This window comes from Mesorhizobium sp. KR9-304 (genome assembly GCF_040049215.1).
Taxonomy (GTDB): domain Bacteria; phylum Pseudomonadota; class Alphaproteobacteria; order Rhizobiales; family Rhizobiaceae; genus Mesorhizobium_K.
Window position 1 is genome coordinate 1,624,046 of sequence record NZ_JBDZDN010000001.1, and the last position, 23,125, is coordinate 1,647,170.

The 23,125-nt window shown below is 63.4% G+C and carries 22 protein-coding genes; 17 read left to right on the forward strand and 5 right to left on the reverse strand.

Annotated features, from left to right (window positions below):
• The first annotated feature begins 175 nt into the window (after nt 1–175).
• The 4 genes from mnmG to ABLE71_RS07735 are packed head-to-tail and all read left to right on the forward strand — an operon-like array spanning nt 176 to nt 4,444.
• A complete protein-coding gene (gene mnmG, locus ABLE71_RS07720; RefSeq protein WP_348782759.1) occupies nt 176–2,047 on the forward strand; it encodes a tRNA uridine-5-carboxymethylaminomethyl(34) synthesis enzyme MnmG in 1,872 nt (623 codons plus the stop codon).
• Complete coding sequence (rsmG, locus tag ABLE71_RS07725) at nt 2,044–2,679, forward strand: 16S rRNA (guanine(527)-N(7))-methyltransferase RsmG (RefSeq protein WP_348782760.1); 636 nt, start codon at nt 2,044–2,046, stop codon at nt 2,677–2,679. Before mnmG ends, rsmG begins: the two co-directional genes overlap by 4 nt.
• A 47-nt stretch (nt 2,680–2,726) precedes the next feature.
• Nucleotides 2,727–3,524, forward strand: a complete 798-nt coding sequence (locus ABLE71_RS07730; protein ID WP_348782761.1) for a ParA family protein — start codon at nt 2,727–2,729, stop codon at nt 3,522–3,524.
• Between the two features lie 35 nt (nt 3,525–3,559).
• Entirely contained in the window at nt 3,560–4,444 is an 885-nt protein-coding gene (locus ABLE71_RS07735) for a ParB/RepB/Spo0J family partition protein (protein WP_348782762.1), read from the forward strand.
• A 46-nt stretch (nt 4,445–4,490) separates the two neighbouring features.
• Here the strand turns inward: ABLE71_RS07735 and holA are convergent, their stop codons facing one another.
• Nucleotides 4,491–5,531 carry a DNA polymerase III subunit delta gene (gene holA, locus ABLE71_RS07740; RefSeq protein ID WP_348782763.1) on the reverse strand — a complete coding sequence of 347 codons (1,041 nt, stop codon included), beginning with the start codon at nt 5,529–5,531 and terminating at the stop codon, nt 4,491–4,493.
• A 213-nt stretch (nt 5,532–5,744) separates the two neighbouring features.
• Between holA and ABLE71_RS07745 the strand changes: the two genes are divergently transcribed.
• The 6 genes from ABLE71_RS07745 (at nt 5,745) to ABLE71_RS07770 (ending at nt 12,628) form a co-directional block, all read left to right on the forward strand.
• The gene (locus tag ABLE71_RS07745; RefSeq protein WP_348782764.1) at nt 5,745–7,394 is read left to right on the forward strand and encodes a N,N-dimethylformamidase beta subunit family domain-containing protein; all 1,650 of its coding nucleotides are present in this window, start codon (nt 5,745–5,747) and stop codon (nt 7,392–7,394) included.
• Nucleotides 7,395–7,401: 7 nt separating this feature from the next.
• Nucleotides 7,402–8,757 carry an aspartate aminotransferase family protein gene (locus ABLE71_RS07750; RefSeq protein ID WP_348782765.1) on the forward strand — a complete coding sequence of 452 codons (1,356 nt, stop codon included), beginning with the start codon at nt 7,402–7,404 and terminating at the stop codon, nt 8,755–8,757.
• A gap of 12 nt (nt 8,758–8,769) precedes the next feature.
• Nucleotides 8,770–9,699, forward strand: a complete 930-nt coding sequence (locus ABLE71_RS07755) for a 3-keto-5-aminohexanoate cleavage protein (protein WP_348782766.1) — start codon at nt 8,770–8,772, stop codon at nt 9,697–9,699.
• A 31-nt stretch (nt 9,700–9,730) separates the two neighbouring features.
• Nucleotides 9,731–10,234, forward strand: coding sequence for a GNAT family N-acetyltransferase (locus tag ABLE71_RS07760; RefSeq protein WP_348782767.1), 504 nt, complete (start codon nt 9,731–9,733; stop codon nt 10,232–10,234).
• A gap of 48 nt (nt 10,235–10,282) precedes the next feature.
• Nucleotides 10,283–11,320 (forward strand): histone deacetylase family protein, encoded by a 1,038-nt coding sequence (locus ABLE71_RS07765; RefSeq protein WP_348782768.1) that lies wholly within the window; start codon nt 10,283–10,285, stop codon nt 11,318–11,320.
• 117 nt (nt 11,321–11,437) lie between these two features.
• Entirely contained in the window at nt 11,438–12,628 is a 1,191-nt protein-coding gene (locus ABLE71_RS07770) for a Xaa-Pro peptidase family protein (protein WP_348782769.1), read from the forward strand.
• A gap of 8 nt (nt 12,629–12,636) precedes the next feature.
• On the opposite strand, the gene ABLE71_RS07775 is transcribed toward ABLE71_RS07770, so the two are convergent.
• The 4 genes from ABLE71_RS07775 to ABLE71_RS07790 form a co-directional block, all read right to left on the reverse strand.
• Entirely contained in the window at nt 12,637–13,530 is an 894-nt protein-coding gene (locus ABLE71_RS07775) for a DMT family transporter (RefSeq protein WP_348782770.1), read from the reverse strand.
• 147 nt (nt 13,531–13,677) lie between these two features.
• Nucleotides 13,678–14,094: a cupin domain-containing protein gene (locus ABLE71_RS07780; RefSeq protein WP_348782771.1), complete on the reverse strand. Its 417-nt coding sequence runs from the start codon at nt 14,092–14,094 to the stop codon at nt 13,678–13,680.
• Between the two features lie 32 nt (nt 14,095–14,126).
• Complete coding sequence (locus ABLE71_RS07785) at nt 14,127–14,963, reverse strand: phosphoenolpyruvate hydrolase family protein (protein WP_348782772.1); 837 nt, start codon at nt 14,961–14,963, stop codon at nt 14,127–14,129.
• Between the two features lie 9 nt (nt 14,964–14,972).
• Nucleotides 14,973–16,166, reverse strand: a complete 1,194-nt coding sequence (locus ABLE71_RS07790) for a Tm-1-like ATP-binding domain-containing protein (RefSeq protein ID WP_348782773.1) — start codon at nt 16,164–16,166, stop codon at nt 14,973–14,975.
• Between the two features lie 110 nt (nt 16,167–16,276).
• Here ABLE71_RS07790 and ABLE71_RS07795 point away from each other — a divergent pair, with 110 nt between their 5' ends.
• From ABLE71_RS07795 to ABLE71_RS07825, 7 genes are all read left to right on the forward strand, one after another.
• Nucleotides 16,277–16,963: a TetR/AcrR family transcriptional regulator gene (locus tag ABLE71_RS07795; RefSeq protein ID WP_348782774.1), complete on the forward strand. Its 687-nt coding sequence runs from the start codon at nt 16,277–16,279 to the stop codon at nt 16,961–16,963.
• A gap of 359 nt (nt 16,964–17,322) precedes the next feature.
• Nucleotides 17,323–18,633, forward strand: a complete 1,311-nt coding sequence (locus tag ABLE71_RS07800; protein ID WP_348782775.1) for an extracellular solute-binding protein — start codon at nt 17,323–17,325, stop codon at nt 18,631–18,633.
• A 180-nt stretch (nt 18,634–18,813) separates the two neighbouring features.
• Nucleotides 18,814–19,719 (forward strand): sugar ABC transporter permease, encoded by a 906-nt coding sequence (locus ABLE71_RS07805; RefSeq protein WP_348782776.1) that lies wholly within the window; start codon nt 18,814–18,816, stop codon nt 19,717–19,719.
• Nucleotide 19,720: 1 nt separating this feature from the next.
• Nucleotides 19,721–20,680 (forward strand): carbohydrate ABC transporter permease, encoded by a 960-nt coding sequence (locus tag ABLE71_RS07810; protein ID WP_348782777.1) that lies wholly within the window; start codon nt 19,721–19,723, stop codon nt 20,678–20,680.
• Complete coding sequence (locus tag ABLE71_RS07815; protein ID WP_348782778.1) at nt 20,677–20,946, forward strand: hypothetical protein; 270 nt, start codon at nt 20,677–20,679, stop codon at nt 20,944–20,946. The genes ABLE71_RS07810 and ABLE71_RS07815 overlap by 4 nt, the downstream gene beginning before the upstream one ends.
• Nucleotides 20,943–22,046 carry an ABC transporter ATP-binding protein gene (locus ABLE71_RS07820; protein ID WP_348782779.1) on the forward strand — a complete coding sequence of 368 codons (1,104 nt, stop codon included), beginning with the start codon at nt 20,943–20,945 and terminating at the stop codon, nt 22,044–22,046. Before ABLE71_RS07815 ends, ABLE71_RS07820 begins: the two co-directional genes overlap by 4 nt.
• Nucleotides 22,046–23,125: an ABC transporter ATP-binding protein gene (locus ABLE71_RS07825; protein WP_348782780.1), complete on the forward strand. Its 1,080-nt coding sequence runs from the start codon at nt 22,046–22,048 to the stop codon at nt 23,123–23,125. The genes ABLE71_RS07820 and ABLE71_RS07825 overlap by 1 nt, the downstream gene beginning before the upstream one ends.

Here is a 23,125-nt window from a genome sequence, read left to right on the forward strand (position 1 = left end):
GCGTCGACAACGTTTCACGGAACCGGTGCCGCGTCAATTTCCCACGGGTGCGTGATTCACGTGAAACACGCTTCCTCCCCGGGCCCTGCGTTTCACGTGAAACGCTCGTGCCTTCAATGGCTTGACACCTACGCTCATTGCGCACATCTGTCGGCGCAACGAAGCGGAAGCTGACATGACTGGAATCTACGATGTCGTGGTGGTTGGCGGCGGCCATGCCGGCTGCGAGGCGGCAAGTGCTGCCGCGCGCTCCGGTGCCCGCACCGCGCTGGTCACGCTGCGAGCCGACAAGATAGGGGCGATGTCCTGCAATCCGGCGATCGGCGGGCTCGGCAAGGGCCATCTCGTGCGCGAGATCGATGCGCTGGACGGCCTGATGGGCCGTGTCGCCGACGCCGCGGGAATCCAGTTCCGCCTGCTTAACCGTCGCAAAGGTCCGGCCGTGCGCGGTCCCCGCACGCAGGCGGACCGCAAGCTCTATGCCGCCGCCATGCAGCAGGCCATCGCCGGACAGGATCTGCTTGATGTCGTCGAAGCCGAGGTTGAGGACCTCGACCTGGACAATGGCTGGGTTGCCGCCGTCCTGCTGGCCGACGGCCGCCGCCTCACCTGCGGCGCCGTGGTGCTGACGACGGGTACCTTTCTGCGCGGCCTCATCCATATCGGCGAAAGGAAGATCGTCGCCGGGCGGATGAACGAAAAGGCGTCCATGGGCCTCTCGGCGACCATGGCTCGCGCCGGCTTCAAGCTCGGCCGCCTCAAGACCGGAACCCCGCCCCGGCTCGACGGCCGCACGATCGACTGGGCCTCGCTGGAAATGCAGGCGGCCGACGAGGACCCCGTGCCCTTCTCGCTGATGACAGACCGCATCGCGAACCGTCAGATCGAATGTGGCATCACCCGCACGACTCCGGCGACTCACGACGTCATCCGGACGAATCTTGGGCGCTCGGCGATGTATTCGGGATCGATCGAAGGTGTCGGTCCCCGCTATTGCCCGTCCATAGAGGACAAGATTGTGAAGTTCGGCGATCGCGAAGGCCACCAGATCTTTCTGGAGCCCGAGGGTCTGGACGACGACACCGTCTATCCGAACGGTATCTCGACCTCGCTGCCCGAGGATGTCCAGCTCGAGATGCTGAAGACCATCCCCGGACTGGAAAGGGCGGTCATGCGTCAGCCAGGCTATGCGATCGAATATGACCATGTCGATCCGCGCGAGCTGGAAACCACGCTCGAGACGAAGCGCGTGCAGGGACTTTTCCTTGCCGGCCAGATTAACGGCACAACCGGCTATGAAGAGGCGGCTGCGCAGGGAATTCTCGCTGGTTTGAACGCCGCCAGACGTGCTGTGAACAAAAATCAGGTCACGCTTAGCCGCACCGAGGCCTATGTCGGTGTAATGATTGACGATTTGACGATGCGCGGCATCACCGAACCCTATCGTATGTTCACGTCCCGCGCGGAGTTCCGCCTATCGCTGCGCGCCGACAATGCCGACGAACGCCTGACTCCGCTGGCCATCAAGCTCGGAATAGCCTCGTCCGAGCGTACCCGCCGGTACGAAAGCATGCGCGAAGTGCTTGATTCGGCTCGGGTCTTGGCGAAGAGCCTCACAATCACGCCGAATGAGGCCCGCAAGCGGGGCCTCGAACTGAACCAGGATGGCATCAGGCGGTCCGCCTACGACCTGCTGGCTGTCAAGGATACCAGCGTGAACTCGCTGGCGGCGCTTTGGCCAGAGCTCGCTTCAGTCGATGCAAAAACCGCCGAACGCCTTGAAACTGAAGCGAAATATGCGGTCTACCTCGATCGCCAGGCGGCGGATGCCATCCAGATCCGGCGCGAGGAACAGCGGGCCATTCCGCCCGGTCTCGATTTCTCCGGCGTGCCTGGATTGTCGAATGAAATCAAGCAGAAGCTTCGTGCGCGCAGCCCCCGATCCTTGGCCGAGGCTCAGCGGATCGACGGCATGACCCCTGCGGCGGTGGCGTTGATCGTTTCGCATATCCGGCATTCCGAGCGCCTGCAAGAAGGTGCCGTTTGACGAATAGTGACAAGTATCAAAGCCTTATCCATATTGCCGGCCCCGTTTCACGTGAAACATTCGAAGGCTTGGAGGCCTTCGAAGCGATGTTTCGGACCTGGGCGAGCCGCATTAATTTGGCCGCGCCATCCACTCTGGACGACCTCTGGAACCGGCATATTCTGGATAGCGCGCAACTAGCGCCTCTCGCGCCGAATGCGCTCCGCTGGCTGGACCTCGGCTCGGGAGGTGGATTTCCGGGGCTTGTTCTTGCCTTCTTGCTCAAGGATAGGCCTGGCGGGCATATCGATCTCGTCGAGAGCAACCGCAAAAAGGCGGGGTTCCTGCAGGCTGCCGTGGGCGAATTCGCGCTGCCTGCCCGCATCCACGCAAGCAGAATTGGGCCGGGAATCAAAGGGTTGCAGCCACCCGACATCGTCACAGCCAGAGCGCTGGCGCCATTGCCCGAGCTGCTCGACCTTGCCTTTCCCTGGTTGTCGGTCGGCGCAACGGGTCTTCTGCATAAAGGTCGGGATTACGGCCGAGAGGTTCAAGAAAGCGCTCTTCTGTGGCAATACGATCTGATAGAACACCTAAGCAGGGTCGATACCGGCGGCGTTATCCTTGAGATCGCCAATCTCAAGCGCCGCTAACAGTCGATCGCTGACGCTGAAAAACCGATTGCATACAGAGGCTTACAATGAAGCCCGGACCGCGTATCATAACACTCGCCAACCAGAAGGGCGGTGTCGGCAAGACAACAACCGCCATCAACCTCGCTACGGCGCTCGCCGCGATCGGCGAGCGTGTGCTCATCGTCGACCTCGATCCGCAGGGAAATGCCAGTACCGGCCTCGGCATCAACCGGCGCGAGCGCTCGGCGTCGTCGTACGACGTACTGACCGGCGCGCTGACGCTTGACGAAGCCGCCATGCCGACCGCAGTGCCCGGGCTGTCCATCGTGCCGTCGACGCTCGATCTCCTCGGCATCGAGATGGAAATCGCCGGCACGCCCGACCGGGTGCTGCGGTTGCGCAACGCAGTCCACGCCTCGGCCAGCCGTTCGGCTGCCTTCACCTACATATTGATCGACTGCCCGCCGTCGCTCAATCTTTTGACGCTGAACTCCATGGCAGCGGCGGATTCAGTGCTGGTTCCGCTGCAATGCGAGTTCTTCGCGCTGGAAGGATTGAGCCAGCTCTTGGAGACAGTCGAGCAGGTGCGTAACTCGATTAACCCCGACCTGACCATCCAAGGCATTGTGCTCACCATGTTCGACGGCCGCAACAGCTTCGCCCGGCAGGTCGTCGACGACGTTCGCGAACATATGGGCGAGAAGGTCTATGAGACAGTGATCCCGCGCAATGTCAGGGTTTCCGAGGCGCCGTCCTACGGCAAGCCGGCGATCCTCTACGACCTCAAATGCTCCGGCAGCCAGGCTTATCTGCAGCTTGCCTCGGAGGTGATCCGCCGCGAACGCCGGCTTCGCGCAGCGTAAAGCTCGATTCGGTATCGAAACAAACTGGATTCATGATGAACGAAGACCAATCCAAGAAAAGGCTGGGCCGCGGGCTTGCCGCGTTGATCGGTGAAATGGACCGGCCCGCACCGCGCGAAGAGAAACAGTCCACACAGGTCGCCGCCGCGGACGGCCGTGTGCCGATCGAGTTCGTATCGCCCAATCCGAAAAACCCGCGTCGCAGCTTCGCCGAGCCCGAACTTGCCGATCTCGCGCAGTCGATCCGCGAACACGGCATCGTTCAGCCGGTGCTGGTGCGTCGCAAGCCCAACGGCAAATATGAGATCATCGCCGGCGAGCGCCGCTGGCGTGCCGCGCAGCGTGCCGGGCTGAACGAGATTCCGGTTCTGGTGCGCGACGTTGACGACCGCACCGCCCTTGAACTTGCCATCATCGAGAACGTCCAGCGCGCCGACCTCAATCCGGTGGAGGAGGCGCAGGGCTACCAGCAACTGATCGACGAGCACAATTACACGCAAGCCGATCTGGGCAACGTCATCGGCAAGAGCCGCAGCCATGTCGCCAACACGCTGCGCCTGCTCAAGCTGCCCGAGGTGATCCGCGACCTTCTGGTCGACGGCACCCTGTCTGCCGGCCATGCCCGCACGCTGGTGACCGCCAGCGATCCGGCCGGCCTTGCCAAGCGCATCGTCGAGGGCGGGCTTTCGGTTCGTCAGGCGGAGGCGCTGGCGCAGCAACCCGACGCCGGCGCGCCAAAGGCGCGCAAGCAGTCACAGCCAAGTGAGAAGGACCCGGATACGCTGGCGCTCGAGAAGCTGCTCTCCGATGTCACCGGCCTTCACGTCGCCATCTCGCACAAAGAGAAAGGCGGGGAGGTTCGCCTCGGCTATCGCACGCTCGATCAACTCGACGATCTTTGCCGGAGGCTACAACAGTAGCTGAAAACCGTTTTTACTCAGTCGTTTAGCGATATAGTTAGCCGGCTCATCTCCTTTGGCCGAGCCTGGCGCCTTCAACGGCGATGCCAAGCAGCGCCTGCCTGGCGATCTCTACCGACAATTCCGGGCGCTGGCGTGTCGCAAGCACCGCGGTCTGAAGCCGCGCAAGCCCCCGTTGCAGCGCCTCCGTCGACCAGCGATCCAAGGCCCGCTCGACCAGCTTGCGCCGTGCGAAAAAGACCGGTGGCCTCGCGGCCGCAACGGCGGCCGCGGCATTGCGACCCGTCATGCTGGCGCGCATCAGATGCAGGGACTGCATCTGCCTGATCGCCGCCGCCAGCACCAGATAGGCCTGGCTGCCGCCGAGTGCCTGGCGCGAAAAAGCCTGATCGAAGGCGTCGATCTTGCCGTCGAGCATTGCGTCGACGGCGTCGTCGAGCGATATGCCGGAAACGTCGCCGGTCATGGCGAGTACGTCGTTCAGTTCGATCTCGCGTTTGCCATGCGCGTAAAGCGCCAGCTTGGCGATCTCGCCGCGCGTCGCGAGCCGGTCGCCGCCGAGATTGCGGCGCAGTGCGTTACGCGCCTCCATCGCGATGCCAATGGCGGTCTTGGCGAGCTCGTCGTCAATCACTGAATCGATGTCGCGGTCCTCGTCGCCGTAACAGGGTAGCGCCATGCCGATAGCACTCGTTTCGACCGCCGAGCGCAGCGGGGCGCCCTTCTTCAGGTCGCCGGCCTCGATCAGGATGACCGCGTCGCGCGGCGGTGCGGCCGACAGCGCCTTGACGTCGTCGGCCAGCGACTTCTGGGCGCCCGCATTGCGCACCCAGAGGAGGCGGCGGCTGGAGAACATCGGCACGGTGCGCGCCTCGTCGAGCAACCGGCCCTGGTCGCGCTCTGCTTCACCCGCATCGAGCCGAACGACCGAGAACGGATCGTCGAGCGGCAGCCCGGTCTTTTCCGCGAATGCCTTTGCCCGCTCCGACACCAGCCCGCGGTCGGGCCCATAGATCAGGACGATCAAGACGTTTTCGGGCGGCCGTCGCAGCCAGCCTTCGACCTCATGTGCTTTCTTCTGCGCCATTGGCGCTGGATAGCATGTGCCGCGCGAGTTGCGAACGCTTTTGCGTCGCGCGTCGCCACTTGCGCCAGTTCGATATTTGAGACGGGCCAGACAGGCTGGTGCGGGCATCAGGCATGCTGGAGGCCCCGTGCCCCCTTGACCGCATGGCCAAGGACGCGGTCAATCGCCTGACGTCGCCGGGGGAGCCGGCAAATCAGACTGCCGGAACGCCCGATGCACAAACCGCATCCAGCTACAGAATTTCCCGACTTCGGCCTGACGCCCGAGGAGCGCCGTTTCGCCGTGCGCGGGCACTATTATGAATATCCTGGTATGGACGGCGAGCGCGGCGAGATCTGGTGCTACACGGACCGCTTCTCCTACCGACCCGGCGAGGTCGCTTACCTTCATGCCAGCACGACCGCGGAAAGCTTTGCGATCCGCATCCTTCGCGACGGCGCAAGCGAGACAAAAGTTTTCGAACAGCACAACACCGCTTGCCGCTGGCAGGACACGCCGGATCAATGCTCGGTCGAGGGGTGCGGGTGGCAGCCTGTGTTGGAGATTGCGATCGGCGAGGATTGGCCGTCCGGCGCCTACCGCGTAACGCTTATGGCCGAAGGTCGCGATGGCTCCAACATCACTTGCCACCACGTCTTCATCGTCACTCCGAAGCCCGGCAAAAAATCCGGTCGCGTGCTGCAGGTGGCGGCGACCGGCACGTGGACCGCGTACAACACATGGGGCGGCTCGAACGCCTATCAGGGGATTACCGGCCCTGCCCGAGACCAGTATTCGCCCATGGTATCGACACAGCGTCCCTGGTGCCGCGGCTTCGTCGTGCTCCCGCCAGAGGCGCCGCGCGTGCCACTGGAAGTCTCCATGCCGCCGAAAACCGTACCGCGGTACCCGCATATGGAATGGGCATTGGCGACCGGCCACTCCAAGAAATACGCCTCGGCCGGTTGGGCGAGCTATGACAGCCACTTCTTCCGCTGGGCCGAGGCCGCCGGTTATGCGGTCGACCTCGTCAGCCAGCACGATGTGCATTTCACGCCGGAAATCCTCGCCGGGTACGATTGTGTCGTCTTCGTCGGCCATGACGAATACTGGACCTGGGAGATGCGCGACGTCGTGGACCACTATGTCGAGCGTGGCGGCCATGCGGCGCGTTTCGCCGGCAACTTCATGTGGCAGACCAGGCTCGAGGACGAGGGCAGGCGCCAGGTCTGCTACAAATACCGCGCCCGCGCCGAGGACCCGGCATACCGGACAGCCGATGTCACCCGCGCCACCAACTCCTGGGACGCGCCCGAGATCGGCCGGCCCGGCGTGAAGACCTTCGGCCTCAATTCGTCCAAAGGCGTCTACGCAGGCTGGGGCGGCTGCACGCCGCGCGGCGCGCGGGGCTTTCCCGTCTACCGGCCGGAACATTGGGCTTTCGCCGATACCGGCCTGTTCTACGGCGATCTTCTCGGCGCCGACAGCCATGTCTATGGATACGAGGTTGACGGACTCGACTACGAGATACGCAATGGACGGCCATATCCGACCGCCACGAGCGGCGCGCCGGACAGCCTCGAAATCCTGGCGATGGGCATGGCGAGCCAGGTCGAGGAAGCCGACTTCCTCACCATCGAGGATCAGTTCTTCGGCGACGAGGACGGCCGCTTCATAGCCGATATGCTCTATGGCGAAGCCAGCGACGAAAACCTGGAAAAGGTCCGCTACTCGAACGGCATGATCGTCAATTTTTCGCGCGGCAAGGGCGAGGTGTTTCACGCCGGCAGTTGCGAATGGGTCGCCGGTCTGTTGCGGCGCGACGCGATGGTCGAGCGCGTCACCGCCAATGTGCTCGACCGCTACCTCGGTAACAGCCGGTGAGGATTTCATGAAAGCAGACGCAACACCGCGCCGGAACCTCTTCCACTTCACGCGGCTCCCGCGGCCGCTGGTCGACCGCGCCGGCGGCATCTATCTGTGGGACAGCACAGGCCGCCGCTACATCGACGGATCGAGCAGCGCGGTCAACGTGAACATCGGCCATGGCAATCGCGTGGTCATCGACGCGATGAAAAGGCAGATGGACCGGGTATCGTTCGCCTATCCGATTCACTTCGAGAATGAGCCGGCTAATGATTTGGCGAGCAAGCTGGCCGCGCGCTTGCCGGAAGGGTTGGAGCGCATCTATTTCGTCTCGGGCGGATCGGAGGCCGTAGAGGCCGCGATTAAGCTGGCGCGGCAATGGGCGGTGGCCACCGGCCAGGAGAAGCGATGGAAGGTGATCGGCCGCATGCCTTCCTATCACGGCATCACCATGGGCGCGCTCGAGCCGACCGGCGACGACGTGCTCACCAAGGTCTTCGAACCGATGAGCAGGCCGATGCCGCTGATTCCGGCGCCTTTCGTCCATCGCGACCGCGACAATCTCTCGCTGGAAGAACGCGGGCTCAAATATGCCGACATGCTCGACGCGAAGATTATCGAGGAGGGAGCAGACAGCGTGCTCGCCTTCATCATGGAGCCGATCGGTGGTGCCGCAACAGCCGCACTCGTACCGCCCGACAGCTATTTTTCGCGCATCCGCGAGATCTGCGACCGCCATGGCATCCTGCTCATCCACGACGAGGTGATGACCGGCGTCGGCCGTACCGGAAAGTTCCTCGGCGGTGACCACTGGAACTGCCGACCGGACATCGTCGTGCTGTCGAAAGGCCTGTCGTCGGGCTATGCGCCGCTCGGCGCGATTGCCGCGCCGGAACGCATCGTCGGGCCGGTGATCGACATGGGCGGCTTCCTGCACGGCCACACCTATGGCGGCAATCCGGTCTCCTGCGCGGCGGGCCTCGCGGTGCTCCAGGAGATCGACCGCCTGCATCTCATCGACAATGCGGTGGCGATGGGCGAGATGCTGAAAGGCGAGCTCGAAAAACTGTCGCAGCGTTTTCCGTTCGTGGCGGATGTGCGCGGCAAGGGCCTGCTGCTCGGCGCGGAGATCTATGCCGATCCAATTGCGAAGACGCCGCTGCCGCGCGAGGTTAATGCCAACGTCCGGCTGATCGATCTTGCCTTCGAGCGCGGGCTGATCGTCTATTCGCGGCGCGTGCGTGGCGGGCCGGAGAGCGACAATTTCATGGTCTGTCCGCCGCTCATCGTGTCGCGCGCGGAGATCGCGGAGATCATGGCGATCCTGTCCGACACGCTGGAAGCGCTGGCCGGCGAACTCGGCCTGCCGGTCAACCGCTGAGGCGCGAGAAGCATGGCAAGGAAGAAGGTCGTCATCACCTGCGCGGTCACCGGGTCGGTGCATACGCCGACGATGAGTCCCTATCTGCCGGTGACGCCGGACCAGATCGCGGCGGAAGCGATCGCGGCGGCCGAGGCCGGCGCATCGATCCTGCATCTCCATGCCCGCGACCCGCGGAACGGACGGCCCACCGCCGATCCGGAGATGTTCATGCAGTTCCTGCCGCGCATCAAGCAGGCGACCGACGCGGTGATCAACATCACCACCGGCGGCTCGTCGCTGATGACGCTCGACCAGCGGCTGGCCGCGCCGCTGAGGGCCGAGCCCGAAATGTGCTCGCTCAACATGGGCTCGATGAATTTCGCGCTGTTTCCGATGCTCGACAAACCAAGGGAATGGAAACACGAGTGGGAGCCGAAGCTGCTGGAGGCCACGCGCGACACGATCTTCAAGAACACGTTTGCAGACATGGAGACGGTGCTGGAGAAGCTCGGGCGCGGCTGCGGCACGCGCTTCGAGTTCGAATGCTACGATGTCGGCCATCTCTATTCGCTGGCGCACTTCCTGGAACGCGGCCTCGTCTCGGGGCCGCTCTTCATCCAGTTCGTGTTCGGCATTCTTGGCGGCATCGGCGCCGACCCGGAAAACCTCACTCATATGAAGCGCATCGCCGACAAGCTGTTTGGAGCCGACTACGAATTCTCCGTGCTCGCCGCCGGGCGTCACCAGATGCCCATGCTGTCGATGGCGGCCGCGATGGGCGGCAATGTGCGCGTCGGGCTGGAGGATTCGCTCTTTGACGGACGCGATCTGGCGAAATCCAATGCCGACCAGGTGCGCCGCATCCGGTCGATCCTCGATGGCCTGTCGCTGGAGGTCGCCACGCCCGCCGAAGCGCGAGCGATGCTGGCGCTCAAGGGCGGCGACAAGGTGGCGTTTTGAGCAGGCATGACGGTAAGCCATGACTAACGCATTGGTCTCGGTCCGCTTTGCCACCGTCGCAGATGCCGACGACATTTTCTCGGCGCTGGTGGGGATCGCCGAAACGGTTAAGGAGTTGCACAAGCTGAAGAGCACCGTCGACGACATTCGTCGTTTCGGCTTTGGCGAAGCGCCGGCTTTCGAGACGCTGATCGCCGAGTTTGACGGACGCTTCGCGGGATGCTGCCTGTACTTCCCGAGCTTCTCTACCTGGATCGGAAGGCCGGGTGTCTATGTCCAGGATTTCTACGTAGCCGCTGACTTTCGCGGCCAAGGCGTCGGCGAGAGGCTGCTGCAGCGGCTAGCTGCCGTCACGCGCGCTCGTGGCGGCTGCTATATCCGCCTTGCCGTCGATACCCTGAACTATCGGGCGCAGGCGTTTTACACGCGCGTTGGCATCAAGCACTCGGATACAGAGCAGATCCACGCCGCCTATGACCAGGATTTCGATGCGCTGGCGGACGCCGACCGGGACGATCGGCCGGCATCGGATTGATCCGAAAACCGCTTCGCACTTTTCGGTCCGATGCCCTAAGGGGGAAAGATGAAAGCCTATTTCGCCGACGAGCAGCGCCGCCACGACCCGAAGTCGTTTCTCTCCTCCGGCGCGCCTAAACCAAACCCGGAGGTGCCGGAGCGTATCGAGCGGCTGCTTGCCGGCGCGACGGCCGCCGGCTGCACCATCGAGCGTCCCAAGAGTTTTGGGTTAGGTCCAATCGCAGCGATCCACACGCCGGAATATATCGAGTTCCTGCAGCGCATCTATGAGCGCTGGCAGCGCATAGACGGCGCGTCGGCCGAGGTGATCCCGAACATCCACCCGATCGCGCGCGGCGGTTCCCGTCCGGATTCGGCGGTCGGCCAGGCCGGCTACCACATGGCCGACACATCCTGCCCAATCTCGGCCGAGACCTATGACAGCTCATGCTGGAGCGCCTGGACGGCGGTTGGCGCGGCGGAAGCGGTCGAGGCCGGCGCTTCGTCAGCCTACGCGCTCTGCCGGCCGCCGGGGCATCACGCCTTCGCCGATGTTGCCGGCGGCTTCTGCTTCTTCAACAATTCGGCGATCGCTGCGCAGCGTCTGCGCCAATACGCCGACCGCGTCGCCATTCTCGACGTCGATCTCCACCACGGCAACGGCACGCAAGGGGTCTTCTACCGGCGCGCGGACGTGCTCACCGTCTCGCTCCATGCCGATCCGGTTCGCTTTTACCCCTTCTTCTGGGGTTACGCCGACGAACGCGGCGAGGGCGCCGGACTGGGCTACAATCTAAATCTGCCGCTGGCGCGAAAATCCGGCGACGAAGTCTTCCTTGAAGCACTTGCGGCCGCCATCCGCCGCATCGACGCCTTTTCGCCGGACGCGCTTGTGGTTGCGCTCGGACTCGACGCCTTCGCGGGCGATCCGTTCGGCGGCCTGTCCGTGACGACATCAGGTTTCGCGCGCATCGGTGAAACGATCGCGAGGCTCGGCGTGCCGACCGTCATAGTTCAGGAAGGCGGTTATCTCTGTGACGCGCTGTCAGGCAATTTGACCGCCTTCCTCACCGGATTTGCGGCCCGCCACAAGACATCGCCATAAAATTCAACCTTTTTGGCCGCTACTGGACCATGGCGGGCGATTCAGTGCAGACTTGGTCCGACCAGCATGGGACCGAGGGGATGCGGGGCCGGCTGGAATAGAGATGGGAACGCCGTCATGGACGCAGTAGCGGAAAACAGGCAGGAAACCAAACCTCCATTCGACCAGAGCCGCGTCGACCGGCTGATGGAGGAAGCGGATCTCGATTTCCTGGTCGCGGCCTCGAAGCACAACGTCCAGTATATGCTCGGCGGCTACAAGTTCATCTTCTTCTCGGCGATGGATGCAATCGGCCACAGCCGCTATCTGCCGCTCGTCATCTACGAGAAGGGCAAGCCGGACAACGCCGCCTATATCGGCAACCGGCTTGAGAGTGGCGAGCACCAGAACCGTCCCTTCTGGACGCCGACCGTGCATACGTCGACCTGGGGCTCGCTCGATGCGGCTTCGCTCGCCGCCGAACACTTCGCCAAGCTCGGCCGCACCGATGCGCGCATCGGTATCGAGCCTGCCTTCCTGCCGTCGGACGCCTATATCGCGCTCAGGAAAGCGCTGCCGGAAGCACGCGTCTTCGACGCCACCCACACTTTCGAGCGCATCCGCGCGCTGAAGACGCCCGAAGAGCTCGAAAAACTGCGCACTGCCTCCGAGCTGATCACCGATTCCATGCTCGCCACGATCGCCGCCACGCATGAAGGTTCCACCAAGATCGACATCATCGAGCGTCTGCGGCGTGAGGAGACGAACCGCGGACTGCAGTTCGAATATTGCCTGCTGACGCTCGGTTCCAGCCACAATCGCGCCGCCTCGTCGCAGGCCTGGGCGAAGGGCGAGGTGCTGTCGATCGATTCCGGCGGCAATTACCATGGCTACATCGGCGACCTCTGCCGCATGGGCGTGCTCGGCGAGCCGGACAGCGAGCTGGAGGACCTGCTTCTGGAGATCGATGCGATCCAGAAGGCCGCGTTTTCCAAGGTCCGCGCCGGCGCAATGGGCGAGGACATCATCATTGAGGCTGAAGCAACGCTGAAGACCTCTCCCTCGGCGGCCTTCACCGACTTTTTCACTCACGGCATGGGCCTCATCACCCATGAAGCGCCCTTCCTGATGACCAACCACCCGGTCACCTATGAGGGCGTCGATGCCGACCGCCCGCTGGAGAAGAACATGGTCATCTCCGTCGAGACGACCATGCTTCATCCCAAACGCGGCTTCCTCAAACTCGAGGACACGGTCGCGGTGACCGCCGACGGTTATGAGATGTTCGGCAACGTCGGCCGAGGCTGGAACCGCGGCGGCACGGCCTAGCTAGGCACTCACAGCCGGTTCCGCCCGAACGGGTTCCACCGCACGGTGCCGAGCCTGATCCGTTCTCGTGCGACCGTCAGCAGGCCGGAACCCGCGATGATCGCGAGGCCCAGAATGGACACGATGTCGGGCTGCTCGTCGAAGATCAGCGCGCCGAGCATGACTGCCCAGACGATCTGGGAATAGTGCATCGGCGCCAACTGGTTCGCGGGCGCAAAACGTGTTGCCCGTAGAATCAGCGTGTTGCCCATCGCCGAAAAAACGCCGGCCACGACCAGGATCACCGCCTGCGCGGGCGTCGGCACGGAAAACGACTGCGTGATCAGCATCGCGACGCCGTTGAAGAGCACTGCGTAGAGCATCAGGAAGCCGAGCATGGTCGTGCGCGTCTCCTGAGCGGAGAGCGAGCGCATCAGGATCACGCTGACGGCCGCCAGGAATGCGATGCAGATCGACGCGAAATGGCCGAGTTCGAGTTGCCGGAAGCCCGGCTGCACCACAAGCAGGACGCCGATAAAGCCCGCCGCCACCGCGAACCATCGCCATGCACCGACGTGCTCCTTGAGGACGAAGATTGAAAGCAAGGTTACGAACAGCGGGGCCAGGAAGACGAGCGCGTAGACTTCCGCGAGTGGGATGGTTGTGAAGGCAAGCACGCTGAGCACGCTGGCGGTGGCGCCCGAAATCGCGCGCGTCTGCACAGCCAACGGACGCTTCATGCGCCAGAAGTGCAGCCAGCTTTCCTCTTTCGGCGTGGTCAGCACGATGCTGATGCTGGCCACCAGGGTAAGGAAAAAGCCGATCTCGAAGACGGTGAGGCCGCCGCCGAGCGCCTTCACCGCCGCGTCGCTCCACGAGTAGACGGCATAGGCGAGGAGCGCCAGCAGGATTCCGTTATTCACATTAGTCTTTCAGAAGAGCGCCGCCGGGATCGGCGGTGATTCCCAGACAATACAGAATCGCGCGCGGCGGCGCCTGCCCGATTTGAAGCAACGCCTATCAATCGCGCCGTTTTTTCCGCGACGTTTCGGCGCGGCGGGTTGAAGACGCTACTTGCCTGCCGGGATCAGCCTGAAGTCGGGCAGTTCGCGCAGCCCGAGCTCCGGCCCGGCCGGCGAATAGACGACGAAGAGCTGCATCGGTCCGCCGCCGGTGTTGAGCGTCGAATGGAAGCGGCTCTCCGGCACGAAGATGGTGCAGCCGGGTCCGACTTTCTTGGTGACCGGGTTGCCGTTCCCGTCCTCGACCATCTGCTCGCCATCGCCGGAGATAACGAAGATGATTTCTTCCGCGCCCGGATGGTTGTGGCGCGCATGACCCTGGCCGGACGGCAGATCGACGACGCCGCCGGAGAATCGAGCTGCGCCGTTGACCTCGGGCGCAACGGTCAGCGCCAGCCGACCCCAGTCGAAACCGAAGGCGTCGACATCCCTGGGATAGACGAACATCTTGTTTGGATCGCTCATGATCGGGCTCCTCCCGGACAATCGTTGCAGAACTATTTGCGGATCGGCAGCGCCTTGAAGCTGGCCGTTTGGTCGCGGATCGCGGCTTCGGCCGGCAGCCGTTCCATCGAACTCGCGCCATAGAAGCCATGCAGGCCGCCGCAACGCTCGAGGATGTAGCGCGCGTCGTCCGGCATGGAGATCGGGCCGCCGTGGCAGAGCAGGATCACGTCCTTGCGCACGGACCGCGCGGCGTCCGCGATCGCGTCGATCGCGTTCACGCAGTCGTCGAGCGACTTGGCGCTGGTCGCACCGATCGAGCCGCCGGTCGTCACCCCCATATGGGCAACGACGATGTCGGCACCGGCCTTCGTCATCGCCTTCGCCTCTTCGGGATTGAACACATAGGGCGTGGTCAGCAGATCAAGCCTGTGCGCTTCGGCGATCATATCGACCTCGAGCGAAAAGCCCATGCCGGTCTCCTCGAAGCTCTGGCGCATCGCCCCGTCGAAGAGGCCGATGGTGGGAAAATTCTGCACGCCGGAAAAGCCCATATCCTTCAGCTCGGCGAGCAGACGCGGCATGATGACGAAGGGGTCGGTGCCGTTGACGCCGGCAAGCACCGGCGTTTTCTTCACCACCGGAAGCACCTCATACGCCATTTCCTTGACGATCTCATTGGCGTTGCCATAGGCGAGCAGGCCCGCCGCCGAGCCGCGGCCGGCCATGCGGTAACGGCCCGAATTGTAGATGATGATGAGGTCGATGCCGCCGGCCTCCTCCGCCTTGGCCGACAGGCCGGTACCCGCGCCGCCGCCGACGATCGGCTGCCCGCGAGAAATCATGTCGCGGAATCTTTCCAGGATCTTGCTGCGTGGGATGGCGGGCATCGGTGTTCCTCAGGCCGTGATTTCGTGAAACGCCGCGACCGCGGCCTCGGCGAATTGCGGATCGTTGATATGAAGAGGCATGCGCTCGATGCGCCGCCGCGGGGTCTGGCGGATCGTCCCCTCCAGCGCCTCGAACAACGCCGCGTCGGCCGCCGGATCCCAGAAGGCGCCGCCCTCGATGTCCAGCGCCGACACGCCCTTCTCCGGGATGAGGAAGCGCACCGGCCCCTCGCAGGCATTGAGCTTCTTGCCGATCCATTCTCCGATGGCGCGGCATTCGTCGGCGGTGGTCCGCATCAGCGTCACATTGGAATTGTGATTGTAGAATAGCCGGCCTCGATATTTCTCGGGCACGGTTTCGGGAGCCCAGAAATTGATCATGTCGAGCGCGCCGACGGAGCCGACATAGGGTAGCCTGGTGCGGGCGATGGCGCCGAAACGGTCTTCCGTTGCCGGCAATACCCCGCCGAACAGGTAGTCGCACACTTCCGTCGTGGTCATGTCGACCACGCCCGACAGCAAGCCGGAATCGGCGAGCTTTTCCATCGTGCGGCCACCCGTTCCGGTAGCGTGGAAGACTAGGCAGTCGTAATCGCTTTTCAGACGCTCCACGATCCCGGTCACGCAGGGCGTGGTGACGCCGAACATGGTGAGCCCGATCGCCGGCTTGGCGCCCCCGTTCTCGCCCGGGCGATCCGCCATGGCGACGATTGCAGAGGCTGCATTGGCAAGAATCACGCGGCTGATGCGGTTCAGCCCCGCCATGTCGGTGACCGAGGGCATCATCACGATGTCAGAGACGCCGACATAGGGCGAGACGTCGCCCGAGGCGAGCGTCGAGACCATGATCTTGGGCAGTCCGAGCGGCAATTCGCGCATGCCAGCGGTGACGATCGACGTGCCGCCGCCGCCGCCGATGCCGATGATGCCGGCCATATCGTTCCGCGCCGAGGCGAAACGCGCGAATGCCGCCGCCATCGCGGCGACAGCGCGGCCCCGGTCGCCCGAAACCAGCGCGTCCGCGGTGCCCGCCGGCCCGTACCGTGCCACTTCCGTCGTCGCAATATCCGGCTCGATCAAAGGTTTCGTCGTGCCGACATCGACGATGATCGGCGTCCCTCCCGCGGCCGCGATGCGCCCGGCGAGATAGGCGAGTTCTTCGCCCTTGGTGTCGGCGGTGCCAACGACGTAGATGCGCTTCAACGCTTCCTCTCCAGGGCGGGTGCGCGGAAGCGCAGTGCCTGTTTCGCCGGATACGAAGGCGAGGTCGCCAACGCTCTTGCGTTTTTATGAGACGCGCGTATCGTATTGATATGCTCGTCTCACGTCAATCGGATGCCGGCGTGGAAGAAGCCGAACGCGGCCCCCGCAACGGCCTCCCGAACGGCCCTCGCGCCCGCACGGGACGGCTGATGCTCGAAACGGCGATCCGGCTGATGCAGTCGGGCGCCACACCGTCCGTCAGCGAGGTTGCGGAAGCCGCCGGCGTCTCACGCGCCACCGCCTACCGCTATTTCCCCAGCCAGGCGGCACTCGTCGGGGCGGTGGTGGACGAGGGGTTGGGACCGATCCTGACCTGGACATCCGGCTCGCAGGACCCGGCGCGCCGCGTCGCCGAACTGATCGACACCGGCCTGCCGCGCATCGAAGCATTCGAGGCGACGTTCAAGGCGGCTCTGAAACTGTCGCTCGATCAGTGGGCGCGAGGACGCGCGGGTACGCTCGGCGAGGAACCGGAGTTCAAACGCGGCCATCGGATCGAGCTTCTGAGGGATGCGTTGTCGCCCCTGAAAGGAAAGCTCGGGCCGAAAAAGATCGACCGCTTGGCGCAGGCGCTGTCGCTGGTGTTCGGAGTCGAGGTGCTGACCGTACTTAAGGATATCTGGGGACTGGATGGCCAAGAAACACAATCTGTGGCTCAATGGGCGGCAAGTGCGCTCGTCCGTGCCGCTTTGGAGGAGGACGCCGACACGAAACCGAAAGCAGCGAAGCCGGCTTAGGACAGTATCTGGTTAGACCAGATGCTGTCGGCTGATCGCACCTCAAAGGGCGCCGCAATGCCGACATCTTCGGCATTTTTTCGCTTGTGTTGGCGAAGCGGATGAAATTGAAGCGTTTTTGCGCGATTTTGTGATCGGACTGGCCGCCGCTACGGCCAAGAAAGCGCTTGACGGAACTTGCAGATTGGTAATACCAGATTGACGAGATGGCGCGGACCGGGCGGATACCCGTTCCGTGCCGGAACTGGTCGGGAGGACCCGGACCCAGGCTGAGTTAAGAAGAAGGGTTGGGAACTGGAAGGCTAGTCGAATGCCGCCCGCTGGAACGGGCTGGTTGAATACCAAGGGAGGAAGTTAACATGCGCAGCAAACTGACCGGCATGCTTGCCGGTGTCGCGATGACGCTTGCCAGCGGAACGGCGGCGTATTCCCAGGAGCTTACGATCTTCTGGGCGGAGTGGGATCCGGCGAACTACCTGCAGGAACTCGTCAACGAATATGAGAAGGAGACGGGGGTCAAGGTAACGGTCGAGACGACGCCGTGGCCGGATTTCCAGACCAAGGCCTTCACCGAATTCAACGCCAAGGGCAGCGCCTACGACATGGTCGTCGGCGACTCGCAGTGGATCGGCGCCGCCTCGGAAGCCGGCCACTATGTCGACCTCAGCGAATTCTTCGCCAAGCACAAGCTGACCGAGACGATGGCGCCAGCCACCGTCAAATACTACGCCGAGTATCCGGCCGCCTCGGGCAAGTACTGGTCGGTTCCGGCCGAGGGCGACGCGGTCGGCTGGTCCTATCGCAAGGACTGGTTCGAAGATCCGAAGGAGATGGAGGCCTTCAAGGCGAAGTACGGCTACGACCTCGCCCCGCCGACGGATTTCAAGCAGCTGCGCGACATCGCGGAGTTCTTCCACCGTCCCGACGAGAAGCGCTACGGCGTCGCCATCTACACCGACAACTCCTATGACGCGCTGGTGATGGGCGTCGAGAACGCCATCTTCTCCTATGGCGGCGAGCTCGGCGACTACGCGACCTACAAGGTCGACGGCATCATCAACTCCGACAAGAACGTGCAGGCGCTGGAACTGTACAAGGAGCTCTACGGCTTCACGCCTCCGGGCTGGGCCAAGGCCTTCTTCATCGAGGACAACCAGGCGATCACCGAGAACCTGGCGGCGATGAGCATGAACTACTTCGCCTTCTTCCCGGCGCTGGTCAACGAGGCGTCGAACCCCAACGCCAAGAACACCGGCTTCTTCGCCAACCCGGCGGGTCCGACCGGCGAACAGTTCGCGGCGCTCGGCGGCCAGGGCATCTCGATCGTGAACTATTCCGAGAACAAGGAAGAGGCCTTCAAGTTCCTGGAGTGGTTCGTCAAGGACGAGACTCAGAAGAAGTGGGCCGAGCTCGGCGGCTACACCTGCAACAAGGCGGTGCTCGAATCAGCCGAGTTCCAGAACGCGACGCCGTACAACAAGGCCTTCTACGACACGATGTTCAAAGTGAAGGACTTCTGGGCGACGCCGGAATATGCGGAGCTGCTGATCGCGATGAACCAGCGGGTCTATCCGTATGTCACCGGCGACCAGGGCACGGCCAAGGAAGTGCTCGATGCGTTGGCCGGCGACTGGAACGCGACGTTCAAGAAGTACAACCGCGTGAAGTAAGCACGGTCTGAATTCGGAGGGGGCGTCAGTTCTGCCCCCTCCGTTTGTTTTTCAAGGACGGCGCATCGGCCCCGCGAGCCGGGGCCGTTCTTGGGCAAGCACGATGCGCAGATTCAAAACGTCGGAGTGTCCTTTGCGCAACCCACAAGGACGCGCGACGCTCGCAGGAAGGAACGGGCCTTGGCCACGGCAGTCATGACCACGCTGGATCCGAAATCGCGCGCCGCCTCCCGGGGATTGAGCGACATCGCGATCCGCAATCTCTTTATCATCCCGACGATCCTGTTCCTGATCGTCTTCAACATCTTCCCGCTGCTCTATTCGCTCGGCTATTCGTTCACCGATTTCCGCGCCTCGTCGCCGGCACCGGCGAATTTCGTCGGGCTGCAGAACTACCGGGAGCTGCTCAACGATCCGTTCATCTGGTCGAACTTCGCCATCACTGCGAAATACGTCATCGTCTCGGTGGTCGGCCAAGTCATCGTCGGCTTCGGCGTCGCACTGCTCTTGAACCGCGACATCCCCTTCAAGGGCCTGATCACCACCCTGCTCCTGTTGCCGATGATGCTTTCGATGGCGGTCGTCGGCCTGTTCTGGAAGCTGCTCTACGATCCGTCCTTCGGCGTCATCAACTATGCGCTGGGCCTCGGCACCTTCGAATGGCTGTCCAACCCCGACATGGCGCTCTACGCGGTGGCGATCACCGACATCTGGATGTGGTCGCCCTTCGTGATGCTGTTGTCGCTCGCCGGCCTTTCGGCGGTGCCCAAGCATCTCTACGAGGCCGCCGCCATCGACCGCGCCGGCACGTTCTACACCTTCTTCCGCATCACGCTGCCGCTGGTGGCGCCGATCCTGATGATCGCAATCATCTTCCGCACCATGGAGGCGTTCAAAACCTTCGACCTCGCCTACATCCTGACCAGCCAGCCGACCACCGAGGTGATCTCGATCCGGCTCTACAAGATGGCGTTCCAGGAATGGCAGACGGGACGCTCATGCGCGCTCGCCTACATCGTGCTTGTCATGATCCTGGCGATCACAAACATCTACGTGAAATACCTCAACAAGGTGAAGGAGCGCTAGAATGGCCCAGGTGCAGACCTCGGGCGAAAAGACGCTCAACCGCGTCGCCATCGCCGCCGTGCTCATCATCACGCTGATCTTCCTGGCGCCGATCTACTGGATCGTGTCGACCTCGTTCAAGCCGCGCAACCTGTCGACAACCATCCCTCCGACCGTCGTCTTCACCCCGGAGATCTCGCCCTTCGTGAAGCTCTTCACCAAGCGCTCGCAGCTTCGGACCGCGCCCACGCCGGAGGAGTACGAGGCCGCGCCATGGTGGGAACGCATGGTGTTCGACGGCGGCGAGAAGGTCGTCCGGTCGGGGCGCGGAGAAGTGCAGTGGTCGGCCTACCCCAACCGCTTCATGAACTCGCTGATCGTCGCGATTACCTCGACCGTTCTGGCCGTCTCGATGGGAACAATCACTGCGTACGGCTTCTCGCGCTTCAGGGTTAAAGGCGAGGGGGACCTGCTCTTCTTCATCCTGTCAACGCGCATGCTGCCGCCCGTCGTGGTGGCGATCCCGATGTTCCTGATGTACCGCGTCGTCGGCCTCAATGACACGCATTGGGGCCTGATCATCCTCTACACCGCCTTCAACCTCTCCTTCTCGGTCTGGCTGATGAAGGGTTTCATCGACGAGATCCCGAAGGAGTATGAGGAGGCCGCTCTCGTCGACGGCTACACGCGCATGGAGGCATTCTTCAAGATCGTCATCCCCGAAGCGGCGACCGGCATCGCCGCCACCGCCGTCTTCTGTTTCATCACGGCGTGGAACGAATACGCCTTCGCGCTGATCATGACCAACCGCCGCGCCCAGACCGCGCCGCCCTTCATCCCGAGCCAGGTCGGCTCCGGCCTGTCGGACTGGACAGTGATCGCCGCGGGAACCTTCCTGTTCCTGCTGCCCGTCGCGATCTTCACCTTCCTGCTCCGCAACCACCTCCTGCGCGGCATGTCCTTCGGAGCGATCCGCAAATGATCTCGAGCACGAAACTGCAGCGCATCGCCGAGATCGTCATGGTGCTCGGCATCGTGGCGCTCTGCCAGCCGTGGAGCCTGTTCCTCCATCGCTACGGCCTGACCGTCATCATCGTCGGGCTCCTCACCTTCATGTTCACCGGATGGTTCGGCAAGCCGGACGGGAAGAAGGAAGAAAACGACGGCGTCTTCGACGTCTCGGATCATCATGACGGTCTCAAGACCGTCGGCCACCATGACGGCCGCCAGCACGGGGGCCGGTCATGACCCAGATCGAGCTTCGCGGCGTCCAGAAGTTCTTCGGCGCCGTCCAGGTCATCAAGGACCTCAATCTGAAGATCGAGGACAACGAGTTCATCGTTCTGCTCGGACAGTCGGGCTGCGGCAAGACGACGACGCTGCGCGCCATCGCCGGCCTCGAGACCATCGACGAGGGCGACGTCCTGATCGACGGAAAAGCGGTGCAGCACCTCAAGGCCTCGGACCGCGACATCGCCATGGTGTTCCAGTCCTTCTCGCTCTACCCGCACATGAACGTGTACGAGAACATCGCCTTCCCGCTGCGCGCCACCCGCATGCAGAGGGCGGAGATCGACAAGGAGGTGCGTGAGATCGCCAAGGTGCTGCGCATCACCGGCCTGCTCGACAAAAAACCGTCGGCGCTGTCTGGCGGCGACATGCAGCGCGTCGCCATCGGCCGCGCCCTGGTCAGGCGGCCGAAGGCGATGCTGATGGACGAGCCGATCGGTGCGCTCGACGCCAAGCTGCGCGAGGAGATGCGCGCCGAGATCAAGCGGCTGCACTTGAAGCAGGGCTCGACTACCATCTACGTCACCCACGACCAGATCGAGGCGATGAGCCTCGCCGATCGCATCGTCATCATGCATGAGGGCGTGCTGCAGCAGGTCGGCAGCCCGGAGGAAGTCTATGCGCATCCTGAGAACCTGTTCGTCGCGCAGTTCGTCGGCAGCCCGGTGATGAACGTTGCCAACGCTACCGTCTCGCAGAGCGCCGGCAAGGCGACCGTCACCGTCGATGGGGCGTCGGAAGGTTTTTCCTTCCCCGCCGAACTGCTCGGCAAGCTGAACGGCAGCGCCGGCAAGCCTCTCTCGCTCGGCGTGCGGCCGGAAGGCATCACCGTCGCCCACGAAAAGGCCGAAGGGTTCCTGCCTGCCGAGGCTCATATCATCGAGCCGCTCGGCTCATACGACATCGTTGATCTGAAGTTCGGCTCCCAGTTGTTGCGCGCCCGCACCCGCTCCGGTTTCGTCGCCAAGGCCGGCGACCGGGTCTTTGCCCGCATCGAGCCGGGCCAAGCGCATTTCTTCGACACGCAGAGCGGCCAAAGCCTGGGGGTACGGCTCTGATGGCTCATATCCAGCTCAAAAACATCACCAAGAAGTTCGGCAATCACACGGCGCTGCGCCACCTCGATCTCGACATCGCCGACGGCGAGTTCTTCGTGCTGCTCGGCGAGACTGGCGCCGGCAAGACGACGACGCTGCGCCTGATCGCCGGCCTCGAAAAGCCGACCGAAGGGCAGGTGCTGATCGACGGCGCCGATGTCGCCGACTGGGGCGCGGCCGAGCGCGACGTGGCGCTGGTGCTGCAGCAATATTCGCTCTATCCGCGCTATACGGTGCGGCAAAATCTCGAATTCCCGCTGAAGTCGAAGCTGCGCCGCGTCGCAGACGCCGAGATCGCCGAGCGCGTCGCCCGCGTCGCCAAGACGCTGCGCATCGAGCACCTTCTCGAGCGCAAGACCGACAAGCTGTCGGGCGGCGAGATGCAGCGCGTCTCCATCGGCCGGGCGATCGTCAGAAAACCGCGCGTGTTCCTGATGGACGAGCCGCTGTCGGCGCTCGACGCCAAGCTGCGCGAGGCGCTCAGGACCGAGCTCAAGAATATCCAGATGAATCTCGGCCAGACTTTCCTGTTCGTCACCCACGACCAGATCGAGGCGATGTCTATGGGCGACAAGATCGGCGTGCTCAACCACGGCCATCTGGTCCAGACCGGCACGCCTTACGAGATCTACAACAATCCCAGGAACACCTTCGTTGCGCGTTCCGTCGGCTCGCCGCCGATGAACCTCATCGACGGCAGACTGGTCTCCGGCCGCGCCGTGATGGCGCCGCTCAACTTCGAACTGCCCTTCGAGGGCGCGGGCAACGGAAACACGGACGGGCGGTCGCTGACCTTCGGCATCAGGCCTGAGGACCTGGTTGTCGAATCCGGAGCGCCGGTCGAGGCCAAGGTGCACGATATCGAGAACCATGGCGTCGAAAAGATCCTGACGCTCCGCGTCGGCGACGCCATGCTGCGCGCCACCGTGCCGGCGCGGACCAGCCTCGCCATAGACGAATCGATCCGCTTCTCGTGGAATCCCGAGAAGGTTGTTCTCTTCGACCAGGCAAGCGGCGAGAGCCTCAGGCACGCGGGGTAG

Coding starts and splice junctions, on each gene's coding strand:
- mnmG (WP_348782759.1), top strand. CDS start 176: ATGACTGGAATCTACGATGTCGTGGTGGTTGGCGGCGGCCATGCCGGC.
- ABLE71_RS07730 (WP_348782761.1), top strand. CDS start 2,727: ATGAAGCCCGGACCGCGTATCATAACACTCGCCAACCAGAAGGGCGGT.
- ABLE71_RS07735 (WP_348782762.1), top strand. CDS start 3,560: ATGAACGAAGACCAATCCAAGAAAAGGCTGGGCCGCGGGCTTGCCGCG.
- holA (WP_348782763.1), bottom strand. CDS start 5,531: ATGGCGCAGAAGAAAGCACATGAGGTCGAAGGCTGGCTGCGACGGCCG.
- ABLE71_RS07745 (WP_348782764.1), top strand. CDS start 5,745: ATGCACAAACCGCATCCAGCTACAGAATTTCCCGACTTCGGCCTGACG.
- ABLE71_RS07750 (WP_348782765.1), top strand. CDS start 7,402: ATGAAAGCAGACGCAACACCGCGCCGGAACCTCTTCCACTTCACGCGG.
- ABLE71_RS07755 (WP_348782766.1), top strand. CDS start 8,770: ATGGCAAGGAAGAAGGTCGTCATCACCTGCGCGGTCACCGGGTCGGTG.
- ABLE71_RS07765 (WP_348782768.1), top strand. CDS start 10,283: ATGAAAGCCTATTTCGCCGACGAGCAGCGCCGCCACGACCCGAAGTCG.
- ABLE71_RS07770 (WP_348782769.1), top strand. CDS start 11,438: ATGGACGCAGTAGCGGAAAACAGGCAGGAAACCAAACCTCCATTCGAC.
- ABLE71_RS07780 (WP_348782771.1), bottom strand. CDS start 14,094: ATGAGCGATCCAAACAAGATGTTCGTCTATCCCAGGGATGTCGACGCC.
- ABLE71_RS07785 (WP_348782772.1), bottom strand. CDS start 14,963: ATGCCCGCCATCCCACGCAGCAAGATCCTGGAAAGATTCCGCGACATG.
- ABLE71_RS07795 (WP_348782774.1), top strand. CDS start 16,277: ATGCTCGTCTCACGTCAATCGGATGCCGGCGTGGAAGAAGCCGAACGC.
- ABLE71_RS07800 (WP_348782775.1), top strand. CDS start 17,323: ATGCGCAGCAAACTGACCGGCATGCTTGCCGGTGTCGCGATGACGCTT.
- ABLE71_RS07810 (WP_348782777.1), top strand. CDS start 19,721: ATGGCCCAGGTGCAGACCTCGGGCGAAAAGACGCTCAACCGCGTCGCC.
- ABLE71_RS07815 (WP_348782778.1), top strand. CDS start 20,677: ATGATCTCGAGCACGAAACTGCAGCGCATCGCCGAGATCGTCATGGTG.
- ABLE71_RS07820 (WP_348782779.1), top strand. CDS start 20,943: ATGACCCAGATCGAGCTTCGCGGCGTCCAGAAGTTCTTCGGCGCCGTC.
- ABLE71_RS07825 (WP_348782780.1), top strand. CDS start 22,046: ATGGCTCATATCCAGCTCAAAAACATCACCAAGAAGTTCGGCAATCAC.